Origin of the sequence: Streptomyces sp. NPDC048295 (genome assembly GCF_040652135.1) — a bacterium.
Lineage (GTDB): Bacteria > Actinomycetota > Actinomycetes > Streptomycetales > Streptomycetaceae > Streptomyces.
Map to the genome: position 1 here is coordinate 283262 of NZ_JBEZLL010000002.1, position 21732 is coordinate 304993.

The 21732-nt window shown below is 69.6% G+C and carries 23 protein-coding genes and 2 pseudogenes; 12 read left to right on the forward strand and 13 right to left on the reverse strand.

Annotated elements, in window-relative coordinates; genetic code table 11:
• Positions 1 to 51: 51 nt before the first annotated feature.
• A complete protein-coding gene (locus AB0D53_RS03680) occupies positions 52 to 942 on the reverse strand; it encodes a ScbA/BarX family gamma-butyrolactone biosynthesis protein (RefSeq protein WP_362439536.1) in 891 nt (296 codons plus the stop codon).
• Positions 943 to 1330: 388 nt separating this feature from the next.
• Here AB0D53_RS03680 and AB0D53_RS03685 point away from each other — a divergent pair, with 388 nt between their 5' ends.
• Both AB0D53_RS03685 and AB0D53_RS03690 read left to right on the forward strand, forming a co-directional pair.
• The gene (locus AB0D53_RS03685) at positions 1331 to 1963 is read left to right on the forward strand and encodes a ScbR family autoregulator-binding transcription factor (RefSeq protein WP_362439539.1); all 633 of its coding nucleotides are present in this window, start codon (positions 1331 to 1333) and stop codon (positions 1961 to 1963) included.
• A gap of 307 nt (positions 1964 to 2270) precedes the next feature.
• On the forward strand, positions 2271 to 3200 hold the full coding sequence (locus AB0D53_RS03690; RefSeq protein WP_362439542.1) for an FAD-dependent oxidoreductase: 930 nt from the start codon (positions 2271 to 2273) through the stop codon (positions 3198 to 3200).
• A gap of 257 nt (positions 3201 to 3457) precedes the next feature.
• Here AB0D53_RS03690 and AB0D53_RS03695 read toward each other — a convergent pair whose 3' ends face one another.
• The 3 genes from AB0D53_RS03695 to AB0D53_RS03705 all read right to left on the reverse strand — a co-directional run bounded on the left by AB0D53_RS03695 (position 3458) and on the right by AB0D53_RS03705 (position 5127).
• Complete coding sequence (locus tag AB0D53_RS03695) at positions 3458 to 3670, reverse strand: hypothetical protein (protein ID WP_362439545.1); 213 nt, start codon at positions 3668 to 3670, stop codon at positions 3458 to 3460.
• Positions 3671 to 3673: 3 nt separating this feature from the next.
• A complete protein-coding gene (locus AB0D53_RS03700) occupies positions 3674 to 4315 on the reverse strand; it encodes a DUF6000 family protein (protein ID WP_362439548.1) in 642 nt (213 codons plus the stop codon).
• 92 nt (positions 4316 to 4407) lie between these two features.
• On the reverse strand, positions 4408 to 5127 hold the full coding sequence (locus tag AB0D53_RS03705) for a hypothetical protein (protein ID WP_362439551.1): 720 nt from the start codon (positions 5125 to 5127) through the stop codon (positions 4408 to 4410).
• Positions 5128 to 5392: 265 nt separating this feature from the next.
• On the opposite strand from AB0D53_RS03705, the gene AB0D53_RS03710 reads away from it, so the two are divergent.
• Positions 5393 to 6367 (forward strand): alkylmercury lyase family protein, encoded by a 975-nt coding sequence (locus tag AB0D53_RS03710; RefSeq protein WP_362439554.1) that lies wholly within the window; start codon positions 5393 to 5395, stop codon positions 6365 to 6367.
• A gap of 630 nt (positions 6368 to 6997) precedes the next feature.
• On the forward strand, positions 6998 to 7207 hold the full coding sequence (locus AB0D53_RS03715; protein WP_362439557.1) for a DUF4253 domain-containing protein: 210 nt from the start codon (positions 6998 to 7000) through the stop codon (positions 7205 to 7207).
• Positions 7208 to 7232: 25 nt separating this feature from the next.
• Here AB0D53_RS03715 and AB0D53_RS03720 read toward each other — a convergent pair.
• Together AB0D53_RS03720 and AB0D53_RS03725 are read right to left on the reverse strand one after the other, a co-directional pair.
• Positions 7233 to 7421 (reverse strand): annotated as a pseudogene (locus tag AB0D53_RS03720) (IS5/IS1182 family transposase); the annotation flags it as partial.
• Positions 7422 to 7670: 249 nt separating this feature from the next.
• The gene (locus tag AB0D53_RS03725) at positions 7671 to 9158 is read right to left on the reverse strand and encodes a carboxylesterase family protein (RefSeq protein WP_362439560.1); all 1488 of its coding nucleotides are present in this window, start codon (positions 9156 to 9158) and stop codon (positions 7671 to 7673) included.
• A gap of 86 nt (positions 9159 to 9244) precedes the next feature.
• Here AB0D53_RS03725 and AB0D53_RS03730 point away from each other — a divergent pair, with 86 nt between their 5' ends.
• The 3 genes and pseudogenes from AB0D53_RS03730 (at position 9245) to AB0D53_RS03740 (ending at position 10522) form a co-directional block, all read left to right on the forward strand.
• On the forward strand, positions 9245 to 9847 hold the full coding sequence (locus tag AB0D53_RS03730) for a TetR/AcrR family transcriptional regulator (RefSeq protein ID WP_362439563.1): 603 nt from the start codon (positions 9245 to 9247) through the stop codon (positions 9845 to 9847).
• Between the two features lie 114 nt (positions 9848 to 9961).
• A pseudogene (locus tag AB0D53_RS03735) lies at positions 9962 to 10232 on the forward strand (indole acetimide hydrolase); the annotation flags it as partial.
• A 47-nt stretch (positions 10233 to 10279) separates the two neighbouring features.
• Entirely contained in the window at positions 10280 to 10522 is a 243-nt protein-coding gene (locus AB0D53_RS03740) for a hypothetical protein (protein ID WP_362439566.1), read from the forward strand.
• Between the two features lie 170 nt (positions 10523 to 10692).
• On the opposite strand, the gene AB0D53_RS03745 is transcribed toward AB0D53_RS03740, so the two are convergent.
• Complete coding sequence (locus AB0D53_RS03745; RefSeq protein WP_362439569.1) at positions 10693 to 11271, reverse strand: hypothetical protein; 579 nt, start codon at positions 11269 to 11271, stop codon at positions 10693 to 10695.
• 591 nt (positions 11272 to 11862) lie between these two features.
• On the opposite strand from AB0D53_RS03745, the gene AB0D53_RS03750 reads away from it, so the two are divergent.
• The 3 genes from AB0D53_RS03750 to AB0D53_RS03760 all read left to right on the forward strand — a co-directional run bounded on the left by AB0D53_RS03750 (position 11863) and on the right by AB0D53_RS03760 (position 15803).
• Positions 11863 to 12309, forward strand: coding sequence for a TIGR03618 family F420-dependent PPOX class oxidoreductase (locus AB0D53_RS03750; RefSeq protein ID WP_362439572.1), 447 nt, complete (start codon positions 11863 to 11865; stop codon positions 12307 to 12309).
• A gap of 895 nt (positions 12310 to 13204) precedes the next feature.
• On the forward strand, positions 13205 to 14437 hold the full coding sequence (locus AB0D53_RS03755) for a cytochrome P450 (protein ID WP_362439575.1): 1233 nt from the start codon (positions 13205 to 13207) through the stop codon (positions 14435 to 14437).
• Positions 14438 to 14876: 439 nt separating this feature from the next.
• On the forward strand, positions 14877 to 15803 hold the full coding sequence (locus AB0D53_RS03760; RefSeq protein ID WP_362439578.1) for a carbohydrate kinase family protein: 927 nt from the start codon (positions 14877 to 14879) through the stop codon (positions 15801 to 15803).
• 55 nt (positions 15804 to 15858) lie between these two features.
• Here the strand turns inward: AB0D53_RS03760 and AB0D53_RS03765 are convergent, their stop codons facing one another.
• The gene (locus AB0D53_RS03765) at positions 15859 to 16374 is read right to left on the reverse strand and encodes a DUF6630 family protein (protein WP_362439581.1); all 516 of its coding nucleotides are present in this window, start codon (positions 16372 to 16374) and stop codon (positions 15859 to 15861) included.
• A gap of 12 nt (positions 16375 to 16386) precedes the next feature.
• Here AB0D53_RS03765 and AB0D53_RS03770 point away from each other — a divergent pair, with 12 nt between their 5' ends.
• Positions 16387 to 16590: a hypothetical protein gene (locus tag AB0D53_RS03770; RefSeq protein WP_362439584.1), complete on the forward strand. Its 204-nt coding sequence runs from the start codon at positions 16387 to 16389 to the stop codon at positions 16588 to 16590.
• Positions 16591 to 16749: 159 nt separating this feature from the next.
• Here the strand turns inward: AB0D53_RS03770 and AB0D53_RS03775 are convergent, their stop codons facing one another.
• The 4 genes from AB0D53_RS03775 to AB0D53_RS03790 all read right to left on the reverse strand — a co-directional run bounded on the left by AB0D53_RS03775 (position 16750) and on the right by AB0D53_RS03790 (position 19200).
• On the reverse strand, positions 16750 to 17487 hold the full coding sequence (locus tag AB0D53_RS03775; RefSeq protein ID WP_362439587.1) for a YoaK family protein: 738 nt from the start codon (positions 17485 to 17487) through the stop codon (positions 16750 to 16752).
• A 48-nt stretch (positions 17488 to 17535) separates the two neighbouring features.
• Complete coding sequence (locus AB0D53_RS03780) at positions 17536 to 17703, reverse strand: hypothetical protein (protein ID WP_362439590.1); 168 nt, start codon at positions 17701 to 17703, stop codon at positions 17536 to 17538.
• Complete coding sequence (locus AB0D53_RS03785; RefSeq protein ID WP_362439593.1) at positions 17693 to 17905, reverse strand: hypothetical protein; 213 nt, start codon at positions 17903 to 17905, stop codon at positions 17693 to 17695. The genes AB0D53_RS03780 and AB0D53_RS03785 overlap by 11 nt, the downstream gene beginning before the upstream one ends.
• A 194-nt stretch (positions 17906 to 18099) precedes the next feature.
• Positions 18100 to 19200 carry a Dyp-type peroxidase gene (locus AB0D53_RS03790; RefSeq protein ID WP_362439596.1) on the reverse strand — a complete coding sequence of 367 codons (1101 nt, stop codon included), beginning with the start codon at positions 19198 to 19200 and terminating at the stop codon, positions 18100 to 18102.
• 168 nt (positions 19201 to 19368) lie between these two features.
• Between AB0D53_RS03790 and AB0D53_RS03795 the strand changes: the two genes are divergently transcribed.
• The gene (locus AB0D53_RS03795) at positions 19369 to 20709 is read left to right on the forward strand and encodes a right-handed parallel beta-helix repeat-containing protein (protein WP_362439599.1); all 1341 of its coding nucleotides are present in this window, start codon (positions 19369 to 19371) and stop codon (positions 20707 to 20709) included.
• A 108-nt stretch (positions 20710 to 20817) separates the two neighbouring features.
• On the opposite strand, the gene AB0D53_RS03800 is transcribed toward AB0D53_RS03795, so the two are convergent.
• A complete protein-coding gene (locus tag AB0D53_RS03800) occupies positions 20818 to 21639 on the reverse strand; it encodes a hypothetical protein (protein WP_362439602.1) in 822 nt (273 codons plus the stop codon).
• Positions 21640 to 21732 lie beyond the last annotated feature (93 nt).

A 21732-nucleotide genomic window follows, 5' to 3' on the forward strand; every position in this document is an offset into this window, starting at 1 on the left:
TGCCCGGCGGGCAGCCGCCGTTCGGCATGGCTAAGTCGCAGTTCGCCACGGTCAGATCCCGTGCGACCCTGCGGTCACCGTGGAGTTGAACACCAACGAGCCGCCTTGACGGGCGGTCACCAGGACGCTCTGTTCGCCTTCGGGGGAGGTGTTGGGCAGCAGGGACGCCTCGATCATGCACGGGGAGTCCAGCTCGACGTACCGCTTGAACTCATTGGCGATGGCGAGCGGGAGGTATGAGGGCCGGCCGAGGGCTGCCGCCGTGGCCTGGCGGGCGGCTTCGACCAGCACCATGCCCGGCACATGGTCGACCGCATGCTCGAAGAGCACGGGGTGCCGAGTATCGGGCAGCAGCTGCCAGAGATTCTGCTCGTTCGTGGGGGAGAGCACGACGTCCATGGGAGACACGCGCCCGACGCTCTGCGGGGCCGCCGGGCTGATCAGCGGCAGCTGGTCCCAGTTGCCGCCGGGAATGCGCTCGCCACGAACCCGGCGGTAGACCGCGGGTGCCATGCAGGAGAAGGAGCCGCCACCGGTCGCGACGATGTTCCCGTCGCGGCGGAAGACCGCCTCGAAGCGCAGCCCCGACAGGTTGCTGCCCCGCCGGTTGATCTCCGTGCAGTGGACGTCGATGCTGAGGGAGGCGGGCCCGCACCCCACTCGCAGGTGCTGTGGACGTACGGCGAGGTCGAGATCCCAGACGAGGAACTGGTGGCCGAAGGGGACGCCGAACTCCGCGTGCCCCAGGAGTATGCCGATCTGGCGGACCGTCTCGCAGCCTATGAGTGGATCGTGGTAGCCGTCCGCGACCGGAGTGAAGAAGCTGTGGCCGCGCGGCCATTCGGCGGACATGACGAAGTGGGTGTCGTCGACACGGTCCCAGTCGGTGAGCATGACCTCTGCGACGGTGGACCGGTGTACGAGTTCTTTGGGAACGGTCATAGTCAGAGTGTTGGGGTAGAAGCCGCCGGGCTTGGTGGTGGAAGCCTTGGTTCCTCTTGTCATTTCTCTGTCGAACGTTGTTTGTTCGACCTGGAACGTGCTCGCGGACATTGCTCCCCCTGGGTCGGTGCGAAAGGTGTGTTCAGGGCTGTTTCTTGGCCTGAAAATACATACCAACCGGTTTAATTTCTAGTACTACTGACTCCTTGGCGTCCCGAAAATAGCGGAGCCGTTCATTTGATCCGCCTGCCCCTGAGGGAAGGGGCAGGTCGGTTCCGGGCTTGTTGGGCGAGTGGAGAATCTTTTCGAAAACCGCACGGGCGGTTTGTTATAGTCGACATCCGTTCGTCGGTAGACGGGGCAACCTCTCGCAGTGACGGAGTAGTTGATGGTCAAACAGGAACGTGCGGCGCGTACGCGTGACACCCTGATCCGGTCTGCGGCCGAGGTCTTCGACCGTGAGGGTTTCTCGGCGGCGTCACTCACCTCGATCAGTTCGCGGGCAGGGGTGAGCAATGGGGCGCTGCACTTTCACTTCGCGAGCAAGGCCGCCCTGGTGGACGTTGTCGAGGAGGAGGCGCTGACCAGACTGCTGGCCATCACGAACAGTGCGCTGCCGCTCGGGACGAGCCATGTGCAGCTCCTCGTCGATGTCACCCATGCGCTCACCGACGCGCTGCGCGGCGATGTGGTGCTGCGGGTCGGCTTCGCACTGAGCGGCAAGGCGTCCCGCCAGTGCCGGTTGGATCTGCGCGATCGCTGGCGTTGCTGGGCCGAGGAGACCCTGAAGCAGGCCGAGTTCGCAGGCGAACTGCGTCGGGGGACGGGGGTCCAGGACGTGGTGACTGCCGTGGTGGCCGCGACCATCGGGTTCGAGGTGCTCGGGGTGCGGGAATCGGCCTGGCTCTCGACCTCGACGGTGACGCGGTTCTGGCGGTTGCTGCTGCCGACGCTGGTGCCGGCGGCGCATCTTGCCGGAATCGAGGCCGGGGGAACGCGGCATCCGTGGACCGCGGTGTGACCGGGCTCGGGTCTTTCGCGCACTGCAACGTGTCCTGCTGATCGGGCCCGCCTTCGCGGTGGCCGACCACCTGCAGTCACCGGCCTGCTCGATCGCGAGCTCGTCGAGGACGGCATGGACATCGGCCCCAAGCGGAAACGACAGAGACGATCCTTGTGAACGACAGGAACGGTACGAGGGGGCGCATCGTGGGGCCCTTGAGTCGTCGTCGCCCGCCGCCTGATCGGCACCGGCCAACTCGTCATCGAAGAGCATGTGGTGGGACGACTCACCGCGTACGCAAGGGGATCGGTGCTGGAATAGCCCTATGTCCGACACACCGCCCCACACCGGTTCGCCCACCACCCACGACACCGACCTGATCATCATCGGCGGCGGACCGGCGGGCTGCGCCGCCGCCCGCATGGCCGCCAGCGTCGGCATGCGCTCGGTCCTGATCGAGCCGGACACGCTGTGCCGCAACCTGTACCGCATCCCGGTCCTGAACAACGTCCTCGGCGGCTGCACCAGCGGCCCCGAGCTCGCCGGCTCCATCACCACGGAGCTGAAGAGCACGGAGCTGTGCCGCCTGGAATTCGGCCACTACGCTGTCGACCTCCGCGCCGACGACGACCACGTCACCGTCACCCTGGACACCGGTACTCGTCTTACTGCTCCGTACGCCGTCGTCGCCACCGGCGTCGGCCCCCTCCAGCCCAGGGACGCCGCCTGGATCACCGCCCCCAGCGGCCTCACCCTGCCCCCGCTCTGGCAGGCCGGCGCGGACGACGCCGAGGGCCGCACCCTTCTCGTCCTCGGCGGCGACCGCCCGATCGGCACCTTCCTGCGCGCCCACCCCACCACCGACACCCGTCTGCTCGTCGCCCACCCCGAGGCCGACGAGTACAAGACCGAGGAGATCCGCGACGACCCCCGCGTCGCGCTCCTGCCCGTCGAGCACCTGACCCTGCACCCCCTTGAAGGCGTCACGGTGACAGCGCAAACGGTGGGCCGGGACGGCGGACAGCGTACGGTCACGGCAGACGCCGTCTACATCTGTATCGGGAGCGCGCCCACCGCCCCGTCCGGCGACCTCGACCGTGATGCGGACGGCTATTGTCCGCCGACCGGCCAGCACCCCCGCATCATCGTGGCGGGTGACCTGCGCTCCGCCCGCTTCCAGCGGATCATGACCGCCCTGGGCTCCGGCAGCGAGGCTGCGCTGCACGCCTACTACGCCGCACGGGAACTGCTCTGATGTACCTGTCGGCCCGTGGGTTGGCCATGAGGAACCCCAAGTTTCCTTGAAATCGTGAAGCTCACGGCCCCGGAGCCCTGGCCCGGACACCAGCGGTTCCGCTCGGCGGGCAGCCAGGACGCGCAGATGCCGTCGGGCAGCACGGCGAATGAACCGAGGCGCTCAAAGGGCTCGTGTTCGGGCGTGATCGAGCCCACGGCCCGGCCTGTGGCGTCCAGTTGGGTCAGGACGGCACCCGTCGGCCCGCGATGGGCGACTCATACGGATTCGTCGGTACTGACGCACGGCCGACCGGGGTGTCCCTCGAACCCGCGGCGCCACAGGACTTCCCCGGCCATGTCAACGGCGGTGAGCACGGTGGTGAACAGGTTCTTTCCGTCGTAGCTGGTGACGAAGATCGCCCCGTCGGCATTCGGTGCCGCCAGGCCCCGGACCTGGCCGGGCATCGGCACGCCCTGCGGTCCGGTCATCGTTCAGGCCCCTTCCTGTGGCACCGATCCGGAGCCTCCGACGGCCACGTCTTCGACAGTGAGAGCGCACAGTTCGTCGATGAACCGGCTTGGCGGCGACGGCTTGTGCTGGGCCTCGTTCCACTGGTGCCAGAGGCCGCCGGGAGCCACGAAACGGGCGGCGTATTCGCTTCCGGTACGGCTGTCGATGCGGAGGAGCGCACTGATGGCCCAGCGCTGGTCGTACTGACAGTCAGGTCGTCGGAGGTAGCGGTCCAGGTACGCGGCCAGGTGCTGGGCGTCCTCGTCCGCGCCGAAGCATGCGAGGGCAAAGCAGTAGCCCTGGCCGGCGAAGCAGAGTCGGCTGGCCAGGAGCAGGTCGCCGAGGACGTCGCGGAAGTGCTCGCGGCGGTCGAAGCCGATCAGCCAGGCGGCCGTGAGTCGGGAGCGCCATTCGCTCTCCAGCAGGAGCTCAAGCTCTTCGTCGGTGATCTCTCGGGCGGCAGCGCTCAGGGACCGGAGAAAGGGGGTGCGCTCGGTTTCGTCGTCGCGCGCGAAGTTGCCGTGCAGCAGGTGCAGGTAGCGCCCGACCCCCTGCGTCGTTGGTTTGACGTGGCGATCGATGACGTCGAGGAGCTCGGGGTCGGAGGCACGAGCAAAGTACATGAAGGCATCCTCACGTGATCAGCGATCCGGGGCCAGAAGTTTTGACGGTCACGCCTGCTCCGGGTGGTGGGTCGCAGGGTTCCCCGAGACCGTCAAGGAGCCCTCGAATACGGTCCGCAGCGCGTTGGTGCCGCTCGACCACTCGTTCCCAGCCCCCGGCCCTTCGGCGTCTTGAACACGCACGGGCAGATCACCGTTTTTCGCTGCTGACGACGCCGGAGGCCGAAACGGTGGTCCGACTGCAGGGTCCGATCGTTGCGGTTCGGGTGGTGGGGGAGACGTGTTACGAGGCCGGCCGTCGCCGCCGACCTGCGAAGGCGCGTGGTCTCGTCGCGCTGGCCTGGGGCGATCCTCGTGCGGTGTCCTCCTCGGGCTGGCCGGTGGTGACTGCGTCGATCGGCGATGACCCGAAGCGCCCGGTCATGGTCGGTCTGCAGGCGGAAGTACTCGGTCTTGCAGGCCCTGCCCGGGCTGCTCGGCCGGGGCCTCGGGAGGGGCGTGGACCAGTAGTGGTTCGCCGGGCCGAGGCGGAGGATGTCCGCGCGTCTGGTCAGCAGGTTCAGCACGTCGTCGCGGTCGTCGCGGTCGTCGCGGTCGTCGCGCTCGGCCTTCGACGCTGATGCCGACGCGGACGCGGAGGTGCCGAGGTGTCCATCGATGCCGACGATGAGCTCGGCCAGGCTGTGGAAGCAGGAGCCGACGGGCAGGATGCCATGCTGGGAGTTACGGAACTCCGTCAGGGCCAGGTCGAGGTCACGGTCGCTCTCGTCCCGGTCGACCCAGGGTCTTTCGTCCGGATCAGGCCGGATCACGGAGCGAGTTCTGGTGCGTACGTGCTGGACCCCACGAGCCCGGCATGATCCAAACGAGAGGCCCTGGGCCGGCAGCTCGGCCTCGGCCCCGCCAGGGTGCGGGGGATCCCCTTCTGCCATGGCCGCGACCATATGCTTCAGGATCTTGACGGCCAGGGCGCCGTCGGGACGACAGGCCATTCCAGGACCTATGCCCTGCGTGACCTTCCGATGCACGGGAAGGTCTAGGTTCGGGGCAGGACGACGCGCCGGGAGGATGAGCAGTATGCGGATCACAGTATTGACGGTGCCGGAATGCCCGAACGCCCCGCTGGCCCTGGCGCGGGTCACTGCCGCGCTGGCGGGCCGGGCGGCAGAGGTGGAGCTGGTGGAGATCCACGATCAGACGCGGGCCGCCGAGCTGGGGATGAACGGCTCGCCGACGATCCTGTTGGACGGCGTGGATCCGTTCGCAGCGGCCGGGGCGGTGGCCAGTGTGTCGTGTCGGCTGTACCGGGACGCGGACGGCACGGTGGACGGGGCTCCGAGCGTGACCGCGCTGCGCGAGGCACTCAGTGGCACGTACCAGGCCCAGGCCGTCGCACCGGGGGAGTGTTGCGAGCCGGGCCTGCTCGATGTCGTCGGCCGGGCCGGGCGCGGGCGCCGCGCACCGGCCGAGCGGGGACTGCGTGCGGTGCATCAGGCGGTGCTGCGCCACTTCACCACCGCAGGGACGGCGCCGCGGCCGGACGTGCTGGAGCCGCTCGCCGCGTCGGCGGGCCGCACAGCCGGTGAGGTGCTGGCCGAGCTTGCCGCCGAGGACTTCCTGACCCTGGACGAGGCCGGACAGATCAGCGCGGCCTACCCCTTCTCCGCCGTGCCCACCCGTCACCGCGTGCGCATCGGCGGCGGCACTGAAGTGTGGTCGATGTGCGCGGTCGACGCGCTCGGCATCCCCGCGATGCTGAACGCGGACGTGGTCATTTCCTCCACCGACCCGGTGACCGGCGAGCCGGTCACCGTCACCACCCACGACGGAGCGACCGTCTGGGAGCCACAGCAGGCAGTGGTGTTCGTCGGGCAGCGCCCCGGCGGCGGGCCCGCGGCCACGGCGTGCTGCGACGCGCTGAATTTCTTCACCTCTGCCGCCTCCGCCCGCGCCTGGGCGAAGGACCACCCCGGTGTGCCAGGCGGGGTCGTCGACCAAGCGAGCGCCGAGGCCATCGCACGGCAGACCTTTGGCCCGCTTCTGGCCCCGTGACCGTGGCCGGCAGAGCCTTACTGTCCGGGAATTCGTCCGCTGATTTCAGGACTCTCAACTCGTCAAGGTGTGCGACGGATTCGAAAGGGCCGTAGAGGCCGGAGAACGGGGAAAGCGCGGGAGGTCGCGATCCAGGGCCTTTGTGCGAAGTTCTCAGAAAGCTGTTGGACGACTTGCCACCTGGCAAACTGATAGGGCCGTGTCATCATCCGCACCCAGTGGTGTGGATGAGCGACGGCCCCGTCACTGGCGCGGCTGAGTGGTGGAAGCGGTTGCACGCGCGTCGTTGTGAGACCGTCCTTTACCCGCCGTTGCTTGAGTACCCCGACGACTCATTCCAGCCTGCGAGCGGTGGCTACGGGGCCGGCGCCGATGCCGGCTCGTACTTCCGGAGCGCGTGGACGGACGACTCGTGGCCGCCTTTCAGGGAGTGGCCCGGTCTCGCGACGCCCGCCGCGGTGGTGACGGACGCCGACGTGTGCGCGGGGGAAGTGGCGACTGCCGTCGTCCGCGACGGCCGAGCCCGGTGTCTCGCACTCGTCCAGGTCGCGCGGGGCGCTGATGCACCCGCTGCCCTCAGCTGGCTGGGCATGACGAATCACATGACCGCGCAGGAACTGTCGGCAGTGCTTGCGCTCCTGGGAGCACCGGTTCGGCGTCCGTGTCGTGGGCTTTGGGCACGGAAGACTGTATCTCTCGGTCGCTGCTCAGCCGACGGACGTCCGCCAGGCCCGTGTCGTTGCCGCGGAGCACTACCTCGCCTGCCCGGATGTCTTCCATGAGGACCCCGACCTGGACTGGTCCACGTACCACGAGGAGCTCATGCAGCGTCGCGAGTAGCGGCTCTGGTGGGATTGAGAGCGGTCTACCTGGCGAGACAGCGGTGACGGATGAGTGTGGCGGCGATGCCCACGAAGGCGAGGAAGTGCTCGGGCTTGCGTTCGTAGCGGCGGTGGAGGCGCCGGCAGCCCGCCAGCCAGGAAGCGGCTCGTCCGACGCCCCAGCGTTGGCGGCCGAGCCTCTGTGATGACTCGCCGCCTCTCCCGGCTGCGCGGCGGACACTGACGGAGCCGATCACGCACCACGACCAGTCCGGATCGCCCCGGGCATCGAGTCCGTCCAACAGCCCGGCTCGATGCCCGATCCGGACCCTGGATCCGGGGCGGATCCGTGCCACCCGCCCGACACCTGCGCTGCCGCCGTACGTTCCGCCTTCAGGAATCCAGCACAAGGGCATCGGCGCCATGTCGGGCCAACCCTGTGTCCCGCCGGTCGGGAAGACCGAGGCGGACTGGACCCTCGTCTACCCGAGGTCGAAAGGGGCCGGGTCGTGGTGCTCCCAGATCCGGCGAGAGGGCTCTTCCGGGTAGGGCAAGGTCTTGGACTCGATATCCAGGACACGCGTCAACTGTCGGTCGGGCCGATGGGCGGGCCACCCGGGGTCGCCGGCCGTGGCGAAGCGGACCCACCCGCGCTGCAGCTCCCGGGATACCGCGGAGACCTCCGGCGTCGGCCGGTCGCCGAAGAGCTGCCGGCCGGCAGGGCTGTCCAATGTGCCGAACGCCAGCGGAACGTCGATGCTGTGGCAGGCGCCCAGAACTCCGCCGGACGCGGGAGCCGTCAGTTGCAGCTCGAAGAGAAACGACGTGCCGCCCGCCGCTTGGTTCGCCCGGGCCAGCTGCAGTGAGGGCATCCGGAAGAGGGCATCCGAGTACACCAGTTCGAGCAGTTCTTCAGGGGTGGCCTGTGGGTAGGCGGTGCGGTAGGCGTCGGCGCCGTCCGGTGCCGGCGCGAACAGACCCAGGGCCGTACGGGCCTGGTCCTCGGTGAAGGTGCCCAGCCGCCCCATCATGACGCTGAACAGCCGGAATTCATCGCGGGTGTGGCCGACGAGGAGCTCGATTCCGCCTGCACGACCGCCGGCCAGCGCCGTCCAGGGCGTTTCGGTGAGCACCACTCCGTCGAGGACCGGGCACACGGCGACCCCCAACTGCGAGAGCCGGCCCCAACTCTTGTGGTGGACGGCAAGGTCGACGCCAAGGGCGGTGAGCTCGCCGGCCAGGCGCAGGGGGTCGATGCGGGACAGGGCTTCAGCGTCGGGCGCCGCACCGACCCGGCCTGCGAGCGTGGCGGCGACTTCTTCCGCCAGCGCCCGGGTGCACAGCGATCCCGGCACCGAGTGCACGATGGCTCTACGGAACAATCGGCGCGCCCTCTGCATCGTCAGCAGGGCCGCGATCGACCCCGCCCCGGCGGACTGTCCCGCCACGGTGACCTGGTCAGGATCTCCGCCGAAAGCGGCGATGTTGCGCTGGACCCATTCCAGGGCCGCGATCTGGTCGAGGAACCCGCGATTGGCCGGGGCGCCCTCGACAAGTGCGAAACCCTCGGCTGCCACCCGGTAGTTGATGCTCACCACGACCAGGCCCGCGCTGGTCAGGGCCGCAGGGTCGTACATCGGATCGCTGGAGGCCCCCGCGATGTAGGCGCCACCGTGGATCCACACCAGCACGGGCAGTCCGGTCGTCCCCAGGGCCGGGGTGCTGACATTGAGCGTGAGCCAGTCGTTCCCGACCGAGCTCTCGGCCGTCGGTCCCGCCTGCGGGACCACGGGGCCGAACTCGGTCGCCCGCCTCGTTCCGTCCCACTTCTCGACCTGGGCGGGCGCCTGGAAGCGCAGCGGCCCGACCGGCGGCTGAGCATAGGGGATGCCACGGAACACCGCATGCTCTCCCCTCCAGCGCCCTTCGACGAGGCCCTCCGCGGTCCGTGCTCCTGGCTGTCCGGACATGCCACACCCTTCCTCCGTGAGCGGACTCCCAGCTTTTACCGGTCAGCTGTAATATGTCAACTGTATTGAAATGAAGGAGGCCGACGATGCCCAAGCAGGTGGATCACCGCGAACGCCGCGAGACGATCGCCCGAGCGCTGTGGCGCGTAGTGGAACAACGCGGCATCGCACACGCGAGCGTCCGTGAAGTAGCCCAGGAAGCGGGCATCTCCCACGGTGCGGTGCAGCACTACTTCGCCACCCGGGCAGAGATGCTGGTCTTTGCCATGGACTTCGCGTCCGAACAGACATCACTACGCGTCGCCGAAGGCGTCGGAGAACTCGGTGACCCGCCACACCCGCGTGACCTGCTCCGGGTGATGATCACGGAGATGCTGCCGCTGCATCCCGACGCACGCGTGACGAGCCGGATGAGCGCCGCCTACGTCCTGGAGGCACTGCACAACGCGAGCATCCATACGCGCGCACGTGACGGATTGACTCACGGCCGCCACCTCGTCGAGCAGATCGTCCGTCAGTCAATCGCCGATGGTCTCATCAGCCCCGATCGCGACCCGGCGACAGAGGTCAACCTGCTCCTGACGCTCACCGGCTTGACGCCGCTCATCGAACTGGGCGTGATCGAGCCCCAAGATGCCTTGACCGCTGTCGACCAGCACCTCGACCGACTGTTCACCAAGAGGACCTGACCGCACTCGATCGCCCGCGCTCGTGTTCCGGCGCGGACGATCATTGTCGCGGAGCCCTTTCCGCAGCCAGGGCGGCCGGAGGCGATCGCCGGGCTCGCCGGCCTGGTTGCCCCGCCGGGGTTGGAGTCACGCGGCAGAGCAGGCCGGGACCGGGTCGGGACCGGGCCGGGTCGGGTCGGGAATGCGCCTGTGCCGCGTGACCAGCTTCGTGGGCGTGCCCGGTGTGGCCGTACCGACCGGCGTGATCGACGGGCTCCCCTGTGGAGTGCAGATCGTCGGGCGCGCGTTCCGGGAGGGCCTGCGCCTGGATGCGGCCCAGGCGGTCGAGGACCGGCGCGGAGTTCTCACCACGGTCGACCCGCGCGTGGGAGGCCGGGCTGGTTGAGCCCTCATGCCATGGAGGGTCCCGCGTGTGTCGGGCAGAATGCGTCCATGAACACCTTGGAGCGGTACCGGGCCTTGCTGTGCGAGGACTACGGCGAAGAGCTCACCGCGCGCATCCTCGACGACCCCGCGTTCCCCGCCTTCGTCGGCGAGGTGCACAAGCTGGAGGGCGGTGAGTTGGACGGAGTCGCGTGCGAAGTCGCGTGCCACGCAGTAGAGCACCTGTACGAGCACCCAGGTGATTCTGCGAACGACGCCTATGCCGAACTCGGACGACGCCTGCAGAAGTGAGTCCTGTATACGCCGGAGCCGCCTGCGAAACACACGGCGTGATCAGACTCGAAGGATCGGCTTGCAGACGCGGGCACCGCCTCCGCCGACCTGGCCAACGCCATTGCCCTTGAGGCGGCAGCCGGCGCCCTAGGGCGCCCCGCGCTGGGATCACGAGTTGCGTGACACCTCTAATGCTCCAACTGCCCTTCGAGGCCCGCTTTCTGGGCATGAGGGGATGCCCAGCCTGTTGCGGTGATGATGTCGCGTGCGATGTCGACGGTGCTGCGTCCGTCGGTGGGAATGCGGTGGACCCACGCTGGTGCGGTGGTCTCCAGGTGGACGGCCATTTTCGCGCTGCGGGTCAGGTGGGCGTCGAGTTGGCTGCCGATCTCGCGGCCGCTGAGGCGCTGCCGGGCGGTGGCGTCGTTCGCGGTCAGCAGCACTGCGGTGATGCGCGGGGTGCCGCCCATGGCCCGGGTGATCAGGTCGGGTTCGAGGACGGAGACGGTGTTCGTGTAGATCATCCTTCGGCATCCGAGGGCCGAGTAGTTGTGCCACATGGCGGCCAGGTTCGCCTCTGTGATCCGGGAGCGGGACGGGTCTTCCGGGGGTGCGGGGAAGATCTGGTCCAGATTGTCGCCTTCGATCAGCGCGTGGGCGATCCGTGCGGCTTGGAGTTGCACCGAGACCTCCCAGCCGGCGGTGGTCTTTCCGGCCCCGGCTCGTCCTCCGATCAAGAGTGCTTCCGGTTGCTCGTCATCGGGCATGAGTCGGCCTCATTCGTCGTGGGCGCCGGTACTTGGCAGCGCGGGGCGGTACCGGGGCTGGATGTGCTCGGTGCGTGCCGGCGGTGGCCACCGCCGGTGGGAGTGTAGGCGGCCATAGCGGAGGTGGCGTGCCGTTTCCACGTCCGGTGCGTGCAGACCTGGGGCCGGCCGAGGCGGACCGTGTCCTTCGAGTCCTGGAAGCCGTCTTCCATCGCCCATCGCGGTCCTGCGGCCTTGGCTCCGGCGTCGAGGGCCGGTTCGGCTTGCGCCTTCGCGATTCCCGGTTCGGTCGCGAACGCGTGGCCGAGTGGGATGTCGGCGTTTGTTCAGCCGCTACGGGTCGGAGAACCAGTGGCACTACATGCATAGTTGACGAACCATCTGGTTGCTTCGGACGCGGTGGCGTACGTGGAGTCGACGCGGGGCCACGTCGGCCATGCGTCGCCGGGCTCCTTGCGGTCAGTGGCGTTTGCCACCACGTATCGGCCGACGGGAAAGGGGCGGGGGACGGATTCTCGGTATCGGCTTCACCTGGCGGACTCCACGGCTCCCCCGAACTCTCCGGTCCATCACGGTTGGTAACCTCCCGGGATGACTGCGCCTTTCGATGAAGCCGTCCGTGCCCGACTGCAAGCCCCCAACATCTGGTACGTCGGCACCGTGTTTGCCGACGGGGCACCGCAGGTCAGCCCGATGTGGGTGGATCTGGAGGGGGAGGGGGAGCTGATGTTCAACACCTCGGTGGGTCGGGTGAAGGAGGAGAACCTGCGCAGCGACCCCCGCGTCTACCTCTCGCATGCGGACGCCACCGACCCCTTCGACCGAGTGCAGATCAGTGGTGTGGTGGCCCGCTTCATCGAGGGCGAGGAGGCGCACGACCGGATGGACCGGCTGGCCCGCAAGTACCTGGGCGTCGAGCGCTTCGAATGGACCATGCCAGGGGAACAACGGGTCGCGGTGATCGTGCGCCCGGTCAAGGTGCGGCACATCGTAGGGGTGGAGCGGTTCCGGCCCGGCGGCCCCGTCCCCGCTCCCTGACCGGTACAGCCGCCGTGAAACAGCGTTTCGAACCGTTGCCGTCCCGAAAGGATCTCCGCTGAGCAGACGGTACGAATGGGCTGCCGGCCGAGCAGTCGCTGTCGGCCCGGCTGCCTGACGTAAGGCGGTGCGAAGGCCGGAGTGCCTTCTGTTCTCGTCGACACCGGCGGGGTCGCGGCTCGCCAACCGCTCACCGGACTGCTGAACAGACGCTGCCTGCATACGCTTTGAAGCGAAGGAGACCATGCCGGCGACGAATGTGCCCCGGGCCGCGCACCGCTGTCCCCGATGGCGCGATGCAGGCTTGCCACGGTCGGTCGGATTCGGCTCGGCCAGTGGCCTCCTTCTTTCACCCGGACACCGGCAAAGTCGAACGTGCGCCAGCGGCAGGTCGAGCTCACCCCGCGCCGAGTTCGTCCGGGACGACACGGTGGAGCCGGGGCCGGCCGGGTTCCGGCCCCACCGGGCGAATCGGCATCATCCCCGGCCTCCCCGGTGAGATCATTCACGTGAGCCGGCAGGAGTCCACGGAGACGCTGTTGGAAGTTGCTCAAGCCCGGAAGGCAGCAGCGTCCATAACTCATTGCTAATCCGATTGATTGTGTCACCTGGCTTCGACTCGTCGGTGTGATGTCTGCCGAACTGCCTGACACGGAGAGGCGATGGCTGTATCCCGTGGTAGGTGAGCAATGCGGATGGAGCGGGTTGGTGCCCGCCTCACGCCGACGGCGTGGGGCAGTACGCATGGAGCGGGAAGCGGTCGAGGCTGCTCAGCCCGGACACGTTGCCGGCCCTGGTCTCGACCGCCGTACCGACCACCGGCGTCCCGGCCGGCTCCACAAGTCCCTCGCGGCCTGTCCCGTGTCCTCCCCACCCCGCTGAAGGAGCCCTCACCGTGCCCGAGCAGCAGCCATTCGTCCTCGACCCCACCGGCTCCAACCACCACGCCGAGCACCATGCCTTACGTGCCCGCGGGGCGGCCACACTAGTGGACATCCTCGGGGTGACCGCGTGGTCCGTCTCCGATCCCGGACTCCTGAAGCAACTCCTGATGCGCGCGGACGTCTCCAAGGACGCTCGGGCGCACTGGCCTGCCTTCGCGGACACGGTCACCACCTGGCCACTCGCTCTCTGGGTGACGGTGGACAACATGTTCACTGCCTACGGCAGCGACCACCGCCGTCTGCGTCGACTGATCGCCCCTGCCCTGTCGGCCCGCCGCATCGCCGCACTGACGCCCGTCGTCGAGGATCTCGTCACCGGCATCCTCGACGACCTGGATGGCCTCCCGGCCGGCGAAGTGGTCGACCTGCGCGAGCACTTGGCCTATCCGCTGCCGATCGCGGTCATCGGTCGGATGCTGGGGCTTTCCTCCGCCCGGCTGAACGGTCTCCGTACGGTGGTGGACCGGGTGTTCGCCACTACCCTCTCCGCTGACGAGGCCGCGGCGAACACGGCGGTGCTGTACCAGCTTCTCGACGATGTGATCGCCGCGAAGCGGTGCTCGCCCGGCGACGACATGACCTCCCTGCTGATCGCCACACGGGACGAGGACGGCGACGGCAGTTTCCTGACCGACGCCGAACTACGCGGCACCCTCGTGCTGATGATCAGCGCCGGTTACGAGACAACCGTCAACGTCATCGACCAGGCGATCACATCCCTGCTGGCCGACCCGGAGCAACTGGCCCACGTCCGTGCCGGCCGGTGTGCCTGGAGTGACGTCGTCGAGGAGACCTTGCGCCACGAGCCGGCCCTCAAGCACCTGCCCCTGCGCTACGCGCTCAAGGACATCCCACTGCCCGGCGGACAGGTCATCCGGGCCGGGGATGCGATCCTCGCCTCCTACGCCGCCGCCAACCGCCACCCGGACTGGCACGGTGAGAACGCCGACCTCTTCGACGCCACCCGAACCACCAAGGATCACCTGGCTTTCGGACACGGTGTCCACTTCTGTCTGGGTGCGCCCCTCGCCCGCCTCGAAGTCGTCGCGGTCCTGCGTCAGCTGTTCGCGCGCTTTCCCGACGCCCAACTCGCCGTCCCTGCCACGGAACTTCAGTCTGTCCCCACCCTGATCAGCAACGGACACGTCGCGCTGCCCGTCCGCCTGAGGCCGGTAGCCGACTGAGACCACACCGACGGATGGATGACCGCCTGGAGCGGGGCCACGGAGCGGGCCATGCTCCATTCGCCTGCCGACGGGTGGGCCGATGCCCGGGCAGAAGGCGCGGGCCGAGCGCGCTCCGTCGTCCGTCGCGCGGGCGCACCACATCTCGGTCCGCCATTCCTACGCGGTCCTGGCTCACCAGGGCGTCGGATTCGGCGACGAACGCCTGCCCGCCGCGTCGGACGCGAGGCGCCAGTGCATCCGACAGCCCATGGCGCGCCGGGTGCTGCTGTGCTGCCTCACTTTCTGTCTCTTCGCCTTGGCCCATTGCCTGGAGTGGCGGGGTGGATGCTCACATCGCCCCCGCGTGCTGCCCAGAAATGCCGTGGCGGCACGGGGCCGGAGGCCGCTGCTCCTGTCCACGGCATACTGGCCGCTGCGGGAGAAGAGAGGCTCAGTCATGACGCGGCAGCACACGGAGTACGACGTCCTGGTGGTCGGAGGCAGCGGGGTGGACACCATCGTGCGGGTCGAAGCCCTGCCCGTCCCGCTCGCCGACTCGGTCCATGTCGGGCCGATCGAGGAATGGCCGGGCCACACCGGAGGGAACGTGGCCCTCGGCTCCCGGGCGCTCGGACTGGAAGTCGCACTCCTCGACTGCATCGGCGACGACTGGATCGGTGCTCAGGTGCGCGAGCGACTGGCGGCGGGGGACGTGGAGTTCGTCCCGCTGATCTCCTCGGCGGGCACCCGCCGCGCCGTGAACCTGGTGGACGCGACCGGACGCCGGATGTCGTTCTACGACGCCCGCGACCCGGCCGACCTGAGGATGCCACGGGACTTCTATCTGCCGAGGCTGCGGCGCACCCGACACGTCCACCTGTCCATCATGAATTTCGCCCGATTCCTCTACGACGACATCGAGGAACTCGGTGTCCCCGTCTCCACGGACCTGCATGACTGGGACGGACTGGCGGACCATCACCGGGAATTCGCACTCCGCTCCGACCTGGTCTTCCTCAGCGCAGCGGGCGCGGGCGAAAACACCTTCGCCCTGATGCGGGAGATCCTCCGCGAGGGCCGCGCCGACACCGTGGTCGCCACGGCGGGCTCGGGCGGCTCCCACGTACTCACCCGGGACGGCGGTTCCACTCCGCACCACATCCCGGCGACCGCCCCACCGGCACCGGTGGTGGACTCCAACGGCGCGGGGGACGCGTACGTCTGCGGCTTCCTGTACGGGAGACTGGCCGGGCGGGATCCACTGGAATGCGGTCGCCTCGGAGCCGTGGCGGGGGCGTACGCCTGCACCGCTCCGGGTTCCACCGTCCTCGTCCCGCGGGAAGTCCTGCTGGCGTCGGACGGCATCCGGAACGGGAGTCAGTAGTCCGTGCCGTCCTGGGGCGCCGTCCTCTCGGCCACCGCGGATCGCGGAGCCCCGCTCAGGCTCCCAGACTTCGAGCGGTGAACCCCGCACGGCCGGCAAGCGCCGTCAACTCCTCCGCATGCGCCGCGCGCAGGCACACCACCGGGTAGCAGTCCGATTCGATGTCGAGGACGGCGAGCACAGCACCGACATCGCGACAGCGCCGACCGCAGGCCGCCAGGTACTCGTATGTCGGCAGGGACATCTCGTCGGCGTCGAACAGCACCCAGGAGTCCGCGGACGGCCAGGAAGCCAGCATCCTCAACCGGGCCCGGATCTCCTGTGGATCCTCCTTCCAGTTGAATTCCACGAGCAGCCGGTGATCGCAGAGCGCATCCACGAGCGCTATCCACGCGAGGTTCGCGACGGGCTCGTCGATGCCGCGCTCAGCCAGCTGGTCCGCATGCGACCGCACATAGCTCCCGGGATCGTCGTGGGCGCGCAACACCCGCTCGGCGACGTCCGGATGGGCCGGCGCGAGAAGCGATGCCATGGCTTCGAGAGAGCTGCGGACGGGGTCGGTGAAGGACATGGTGTGTGCTCCTTGGGCGGTTGTACGACCGAGGTCGTCGCCGATGCGAGGGCGTTCCCCCGGGCGTTCATGAAGGACCCTGGCACACGGGTACGACAGCGGACGCCGATGGGCGACCGGTTCGCCCGCATCCGGGGCGAGGCCACCGACGACTGGAACGACCGGATGGCGTCCGACCGTGTCCAGAGCCTGATCCGGAACGCGTCCAGAGCCTGATCCGCAACGCCTTCGGTGCCGGCGGGCCGACGCGGCTTCTGCGAGAGCGGCGACCCGGCGAGGGCTCAGTCGAGAGGCGGAGTGGTGGAAGCGCCCGGCGAAAGGCACACGGCGCAGGCAGCCTTCGTGGAGTATCGGAGACCGGCGGAGGAGGGCGGCTCAGGACGGTGACTCGGTCCAGGGCGCGTCGGTCGCGGACAGCCGGTGCGTCACCACGGAGATCACCACGAGCAGCAAGGCCGAAAGTACCAGGGCGAGAACAACATGGCCGTTCAGGACCAGCGCGGCTCCGCCGAGAGCGCCCAGGAGCATGGCCAGAACCGACAGGATCCGGCGTCCTGCTCGCGGTGCCGCGCCGCCCGCAGCCGTGGAGTCCGCGGCGAGTCCCGTGAGCGTCAGGGTCAGTACGGTCGTGGTGAGATCGGGGACGCCGAGACGCCGGGCGACTGCGTTCTGCATCCCCATCGCGACCCCCAGGGACACGACCAGCGTGTATTGGACACCAGTGGTGACCCGCCCGCCGGTGACCGACGCGGCGGCCACGGCGACGACGAACAGGAGCGTCTGCACCGCCGCGGAGGTCTTCAACAGCCTGCCGCGGTGCGCGGCGAAACGGCTGCCCAGTCGGCCGCCCGCCAGCGCTCCTGCCAGAAACGCGACGAGCGCCACGACGGAGGCGAGGGCGGACAGACCCGGTGCGCCCGCGAGCGCGAATCCGAGGAACACCACGTTGCCTGTCATGTTGGCGACGAACACGTGCCCGAGCCCCAGATAGCTGACCGCGTCGACCAGACCGGTGACCACGGTCAGCGTCAGCAGCAGGGGTGGCAGCGGACCGTGGCGGTCACCACGGGGCGGCGCGAGCGTGTGGGCCGCGTCACTCAGCAGCTTGCGCATGGGTCCTCGCTTCCGGTGCCAAGGGCCGACGGTGCAGCACCAGGCGGGTCACACACCGCCCGCCGGCCCGAGCGCGATCACGGCGACGGCGACCCGCACCGGCCGGCCGGTGGCGCCCGACGTGTGGTCGAGGGACCTCCGGCCGGGCCCGGTGAGCGTCAGCGCCGCCGAGACGACTACGAGAACCAGCGGGTACTCGTAGCCATCATTCCGCACCCACAGCGCCTTGGGCCACTTGACGGTGCCGGCGGCGACCGGCCGTCACACCCGAGGCGCCCGTCGCGGCCAGGGACGTGAGCAGCCCGGCGACCAGGAACAGGCCGTACCCGGTCCGTGGTTTCGGTGAGGTGGGGAGGGATCCGCCGACGGTGTGCTCGTGGGCCTGCGGGCCGACACCGCCGGATGCGCCGGTGACCACGTACACCTCCTGGCCCTGACCGATGGCGGACCGGGGGCAGGACAACACGCACCTCGGTCCACGGGCCGGCGCTAGGCCAGGCTTCTTGCGGCCGGCGGCCTCGACAGCCTCGACGAAGGGCGGGTCCTCCTGGACACGCCACCTCCCACCAGCCGTTCCGGGGGCATGTCAGGGTGGAGGAAGAGAGGCGGACTTCATGTCCAGAGCTGTTCGCCGAGAGTCCCGGCGGATACTGCGCCGGGCAGGACGTAAGCCACGGCCGAGGCACGGTGCTGGAGGAACGGGGTGAGGGCGTCGCGGCCGGCCAGGCGGTTCTGGACGCGGGTGAACTGGGCGGAGTCGCGCATGAAGGCGCAGAAGAGAAGGCCGCGGTCGGCCGGGCCGTCGTCGTAGCTGTAGCTGCGGCGGAGCATCCGGGCACCGCCGTCGAAGCGGGGGCTGGCGAGACGCACGTGGGCGGTGGCGGGGATGACGTAGGAACCGTCGGGGTTCTTGGCGTAGATGTCCGGTTCGTCGTGCTCGGCGGTGCCACTGAGGGCGACGCCGTCACGGGCACGGCGGCCGATCGCCCGGTCGCGCCGGTCCTCGGAGAGGGCCGCGAAGCCGGTGACGTCCATGCGGATCCTGCGGTAGACCAGAACGGTGCCGTCCTCATGGCCTCCGGGAGGGCCCCAGACCCACTGCTCGGCCGCTGCGCGATCGGGGTTGGCGGTGCCGTCCTTGGAGCCGAACAAGTTGCGCGGGGTGGTGCCCGGAGGAGTGTGGGGCAGGAAGCCGGACTGCGTCCAGCGAGGCACGGCGCCGGCAGTGTGGACGGCCCCGCCGACGAGTTCGGCAACGACGGTGAGCGTCCAGCGGTCGGCCGCGCACAGTTGGACCAACAGATCGCCGTTGCTGCGGCGCGGGTCGAGGCGATCGCCGGGGAACTGCGGCAACTCCTGTAGCGAGGACGGGACGTTGAGGCCGAGCCGAGCGGCGAGAGCGGGACCGATGCCGACCAGGGAGGTGAGCCGGGTCGCACCACCGCCTTGCAGCCGCGGGTCCGGCGGGGCGTCCGAGGCCGCGGTGGCGAGCGTGCTGGTCAGCGCGCCGAGGACACTGCGAAGGGCCTTCCGGCCGTTGGCGGCCGGGGTCTGGGGGAGGTCGAAGGAGAGCAGGTACGTCTCCGGTTGCTGGGGAGCCGTGACGCCTGCCTGCCGGGCGCCGCGGAAGGGGATCGCGGCCTCCGGCGCCGGGGCGCCGGTGGTGGCACGGCCGGCGGTCCGGTCGTCGCTCGCCAGTTCGTCGGCTGCCACGCCGACTCCGGCAGCGAGCACCGCTCCGGCTGCGAGCAGTGCCCGACGCCGCCCGAAACCGGTTTCCGCGGGTCGGGACGGATCCTGCGCATTTCCCTGTTCGGTGGGCATAGGCCTATTGGAGACGATAAAACATCTGCCATGCAAACCCTGTCTACGGAACGCCTGTTGAACCGCTCGGCAGTCCCGAAGGAGGTGTTCCGGGCGGCGCTGCGTCTGTCGGTACTGGTCGTCGCGGTCGCGTTGGCGGCCACCGGATGCTCCGGGACGGGGCCGACATCCGGGGATGCGCGGCATCCGGCGGGGAGCGTGCTGCGCGTCCCGCAGGATTTCTCCTCGGTGCAGCAGGCGGTGGACACCGCTCGTGAGGGAGAGACGGTGCTGATCGGCCCGGGCGTGTACCGGGAGAGCGTGCGCGTCACCAAGGCCCGCTTGGTGCTGCGCGGAACGGACCGTAACAAGGTGGTCTTCGACGGCGGTCTGCGCCGGGCCAACGGCATCACCGTGACAGGCGCCGGCTCGGTGGTCGAGAACCTCACCGTGCACGGCTACCTGGCCAACGGCGTACTGTTCACCGGAGTCACCGACGAACGGCTCCAGCAGCGCGGCGCCGGCGGCTCGGCCTACGACCCGCTGGACACCACCCGCTTCCCTCCCGTCCGGGGCTTCCGCGCGACCCGGGTCACGGCGTACAACAACGGCCTGTACGGCATCTACGCCTTTGACGCGCGCGACGGCGTGATCGAGGACTCCTACGCCTCCGGGCACGCCGACTCCGGCATCTACGTCGGCCAGTGCAAGCCCTGTGGCACCCTCGTCCGCGGCAACACGGTGGAGCGCAACGCGGTCGGGATCGAACTGACCAATGCCTCGGACGACCTGTCGGTGCTGGGCAATCGCGTCGCCCGCAACCGGGTCGGTGTCACGGTCAACTCCAACGACCTGGAGGCCCTCGCCCCACAGCACGGCGCGGTGATCGCGGGCAACGTGGTCGCCGACAACAACGCCGCCGACACGCCCGAGCAGGCGGACGGGGGCTTCGGCATCGGTATCGGCATCGGCGGCGGCACCGCGAACCGCGTCCAGCGCAATCTGGTCCGGGGCAACCGGGCGGCCGGAGTGATCGTCACCGACCCGCCGGGGCATCCGGCGAGCGGCAACCGCGTCGAAGGCAACCGCGCCTCCGGCAACGGCATCGACCTCGTGCTGGCCTCGGCCGACCCCGGCAACTGTTTCGCGGACAACCGGCCCGGCACCCAGAGCCCGAACGGCCTGGAGGGTCGCGCGGGTTGCGGCACCCGCGGGAGGGGCGCACTGCCCACCGGCCGGACTGCGTCGGTGCAGGCACCGCCCGGCGTCCCGTTCAGCCGGGTTCCGGCCCCGCCCGCCCAGCCGTCCATGCCGGACCCGATGGTCCCCGGCAGACCGGCGACCGGCCTGCCGGGGACCATCGACGTGGCCGCCTATCCGCTCCCGAAGGACGTGGACGCCGTGCCGCGTACGCACTGAGCACGGCGCCCCGGCGTCCGCGGCCCCCGTTCACCCTGCCGCCCCGAAGCGTGGGGCGAGGAGGGCCGTCGGCAACCGCGGAAGCCGGGGTGCATCGGCACCGAGACGTCAGCCGGTGCCCCACGGCGCCTCGGGGAGCTTCGCGCGGCCCTCGCGCCCGGAGAACTCCACGGTTGTCGGAGTACCCAGGCCCGGCATCCGCATCGTCACCCGCCGCAGGCCGCCGTCCGTGTCGACCCAGTACGTCAGCGGCGACCGCCCACCGTCGGGACCCGCACCGGGCGTGGCGCCCTGGGCGCGTGGCCCGGAGAACCGGTCGTAGCTGCGCCCGTCGATGCGTTCGCCACCCAGTCGGCGAGCGCCGGACTGTGCGAGCAACAGCGGATTGTCGGGGCGGTCCGCGCCGAGCCCGATCAGCAACTGGAGCCCGGAGTCCAGGGGATCGCTCGTGTAGGAGCGCGCGGACCAGCCCGAGCGCGGGATGTGCTCGGCCTGTTGCCAGGGCGGTCCGTCGTCGCCCTTGGGAGCGGGGGCCAGGCCGAGACCGCCGGCGTCCCAGACGATCAGCCCGTGGTCGAGCTGCCCGGTGGCGGGACCGGAAGTGCCGGAGGAACCGGAGACTTCATAGCTCCCCACGGCACGGTGGGTCCGGTAGTCCACGACCCCCTTGACCCGCACGACCACTTCGCCGCCCTCGGCGGCGGTCAGGGTCACCGCCACGGGACTGGCCTGGTACAGATTCAGCCGCGACAGCGCCAGCCGGGACGCCTCCTCCGTCGTCACCGGCCGCTCCGTGGTGGTGTCGTCGGAGGAGGCCCGGTAGGCGGCCAGGCCGCCCACTGCCGCGCCGCACGCCGTGATCGCGATCAGTGTTCTCAACCAGAGGGCCCGACGTGGCGTACGGCCGCCGGTCTTCCTCTTCCGAGCCATGCGGTCGCCTTCTCTCTTCGGTCGGTCACACAGGAGGGCGGGTTCGCGAACCGCTGGTCCGCGAACCCGCCCGAGCCGGCCCGGACGGTCATC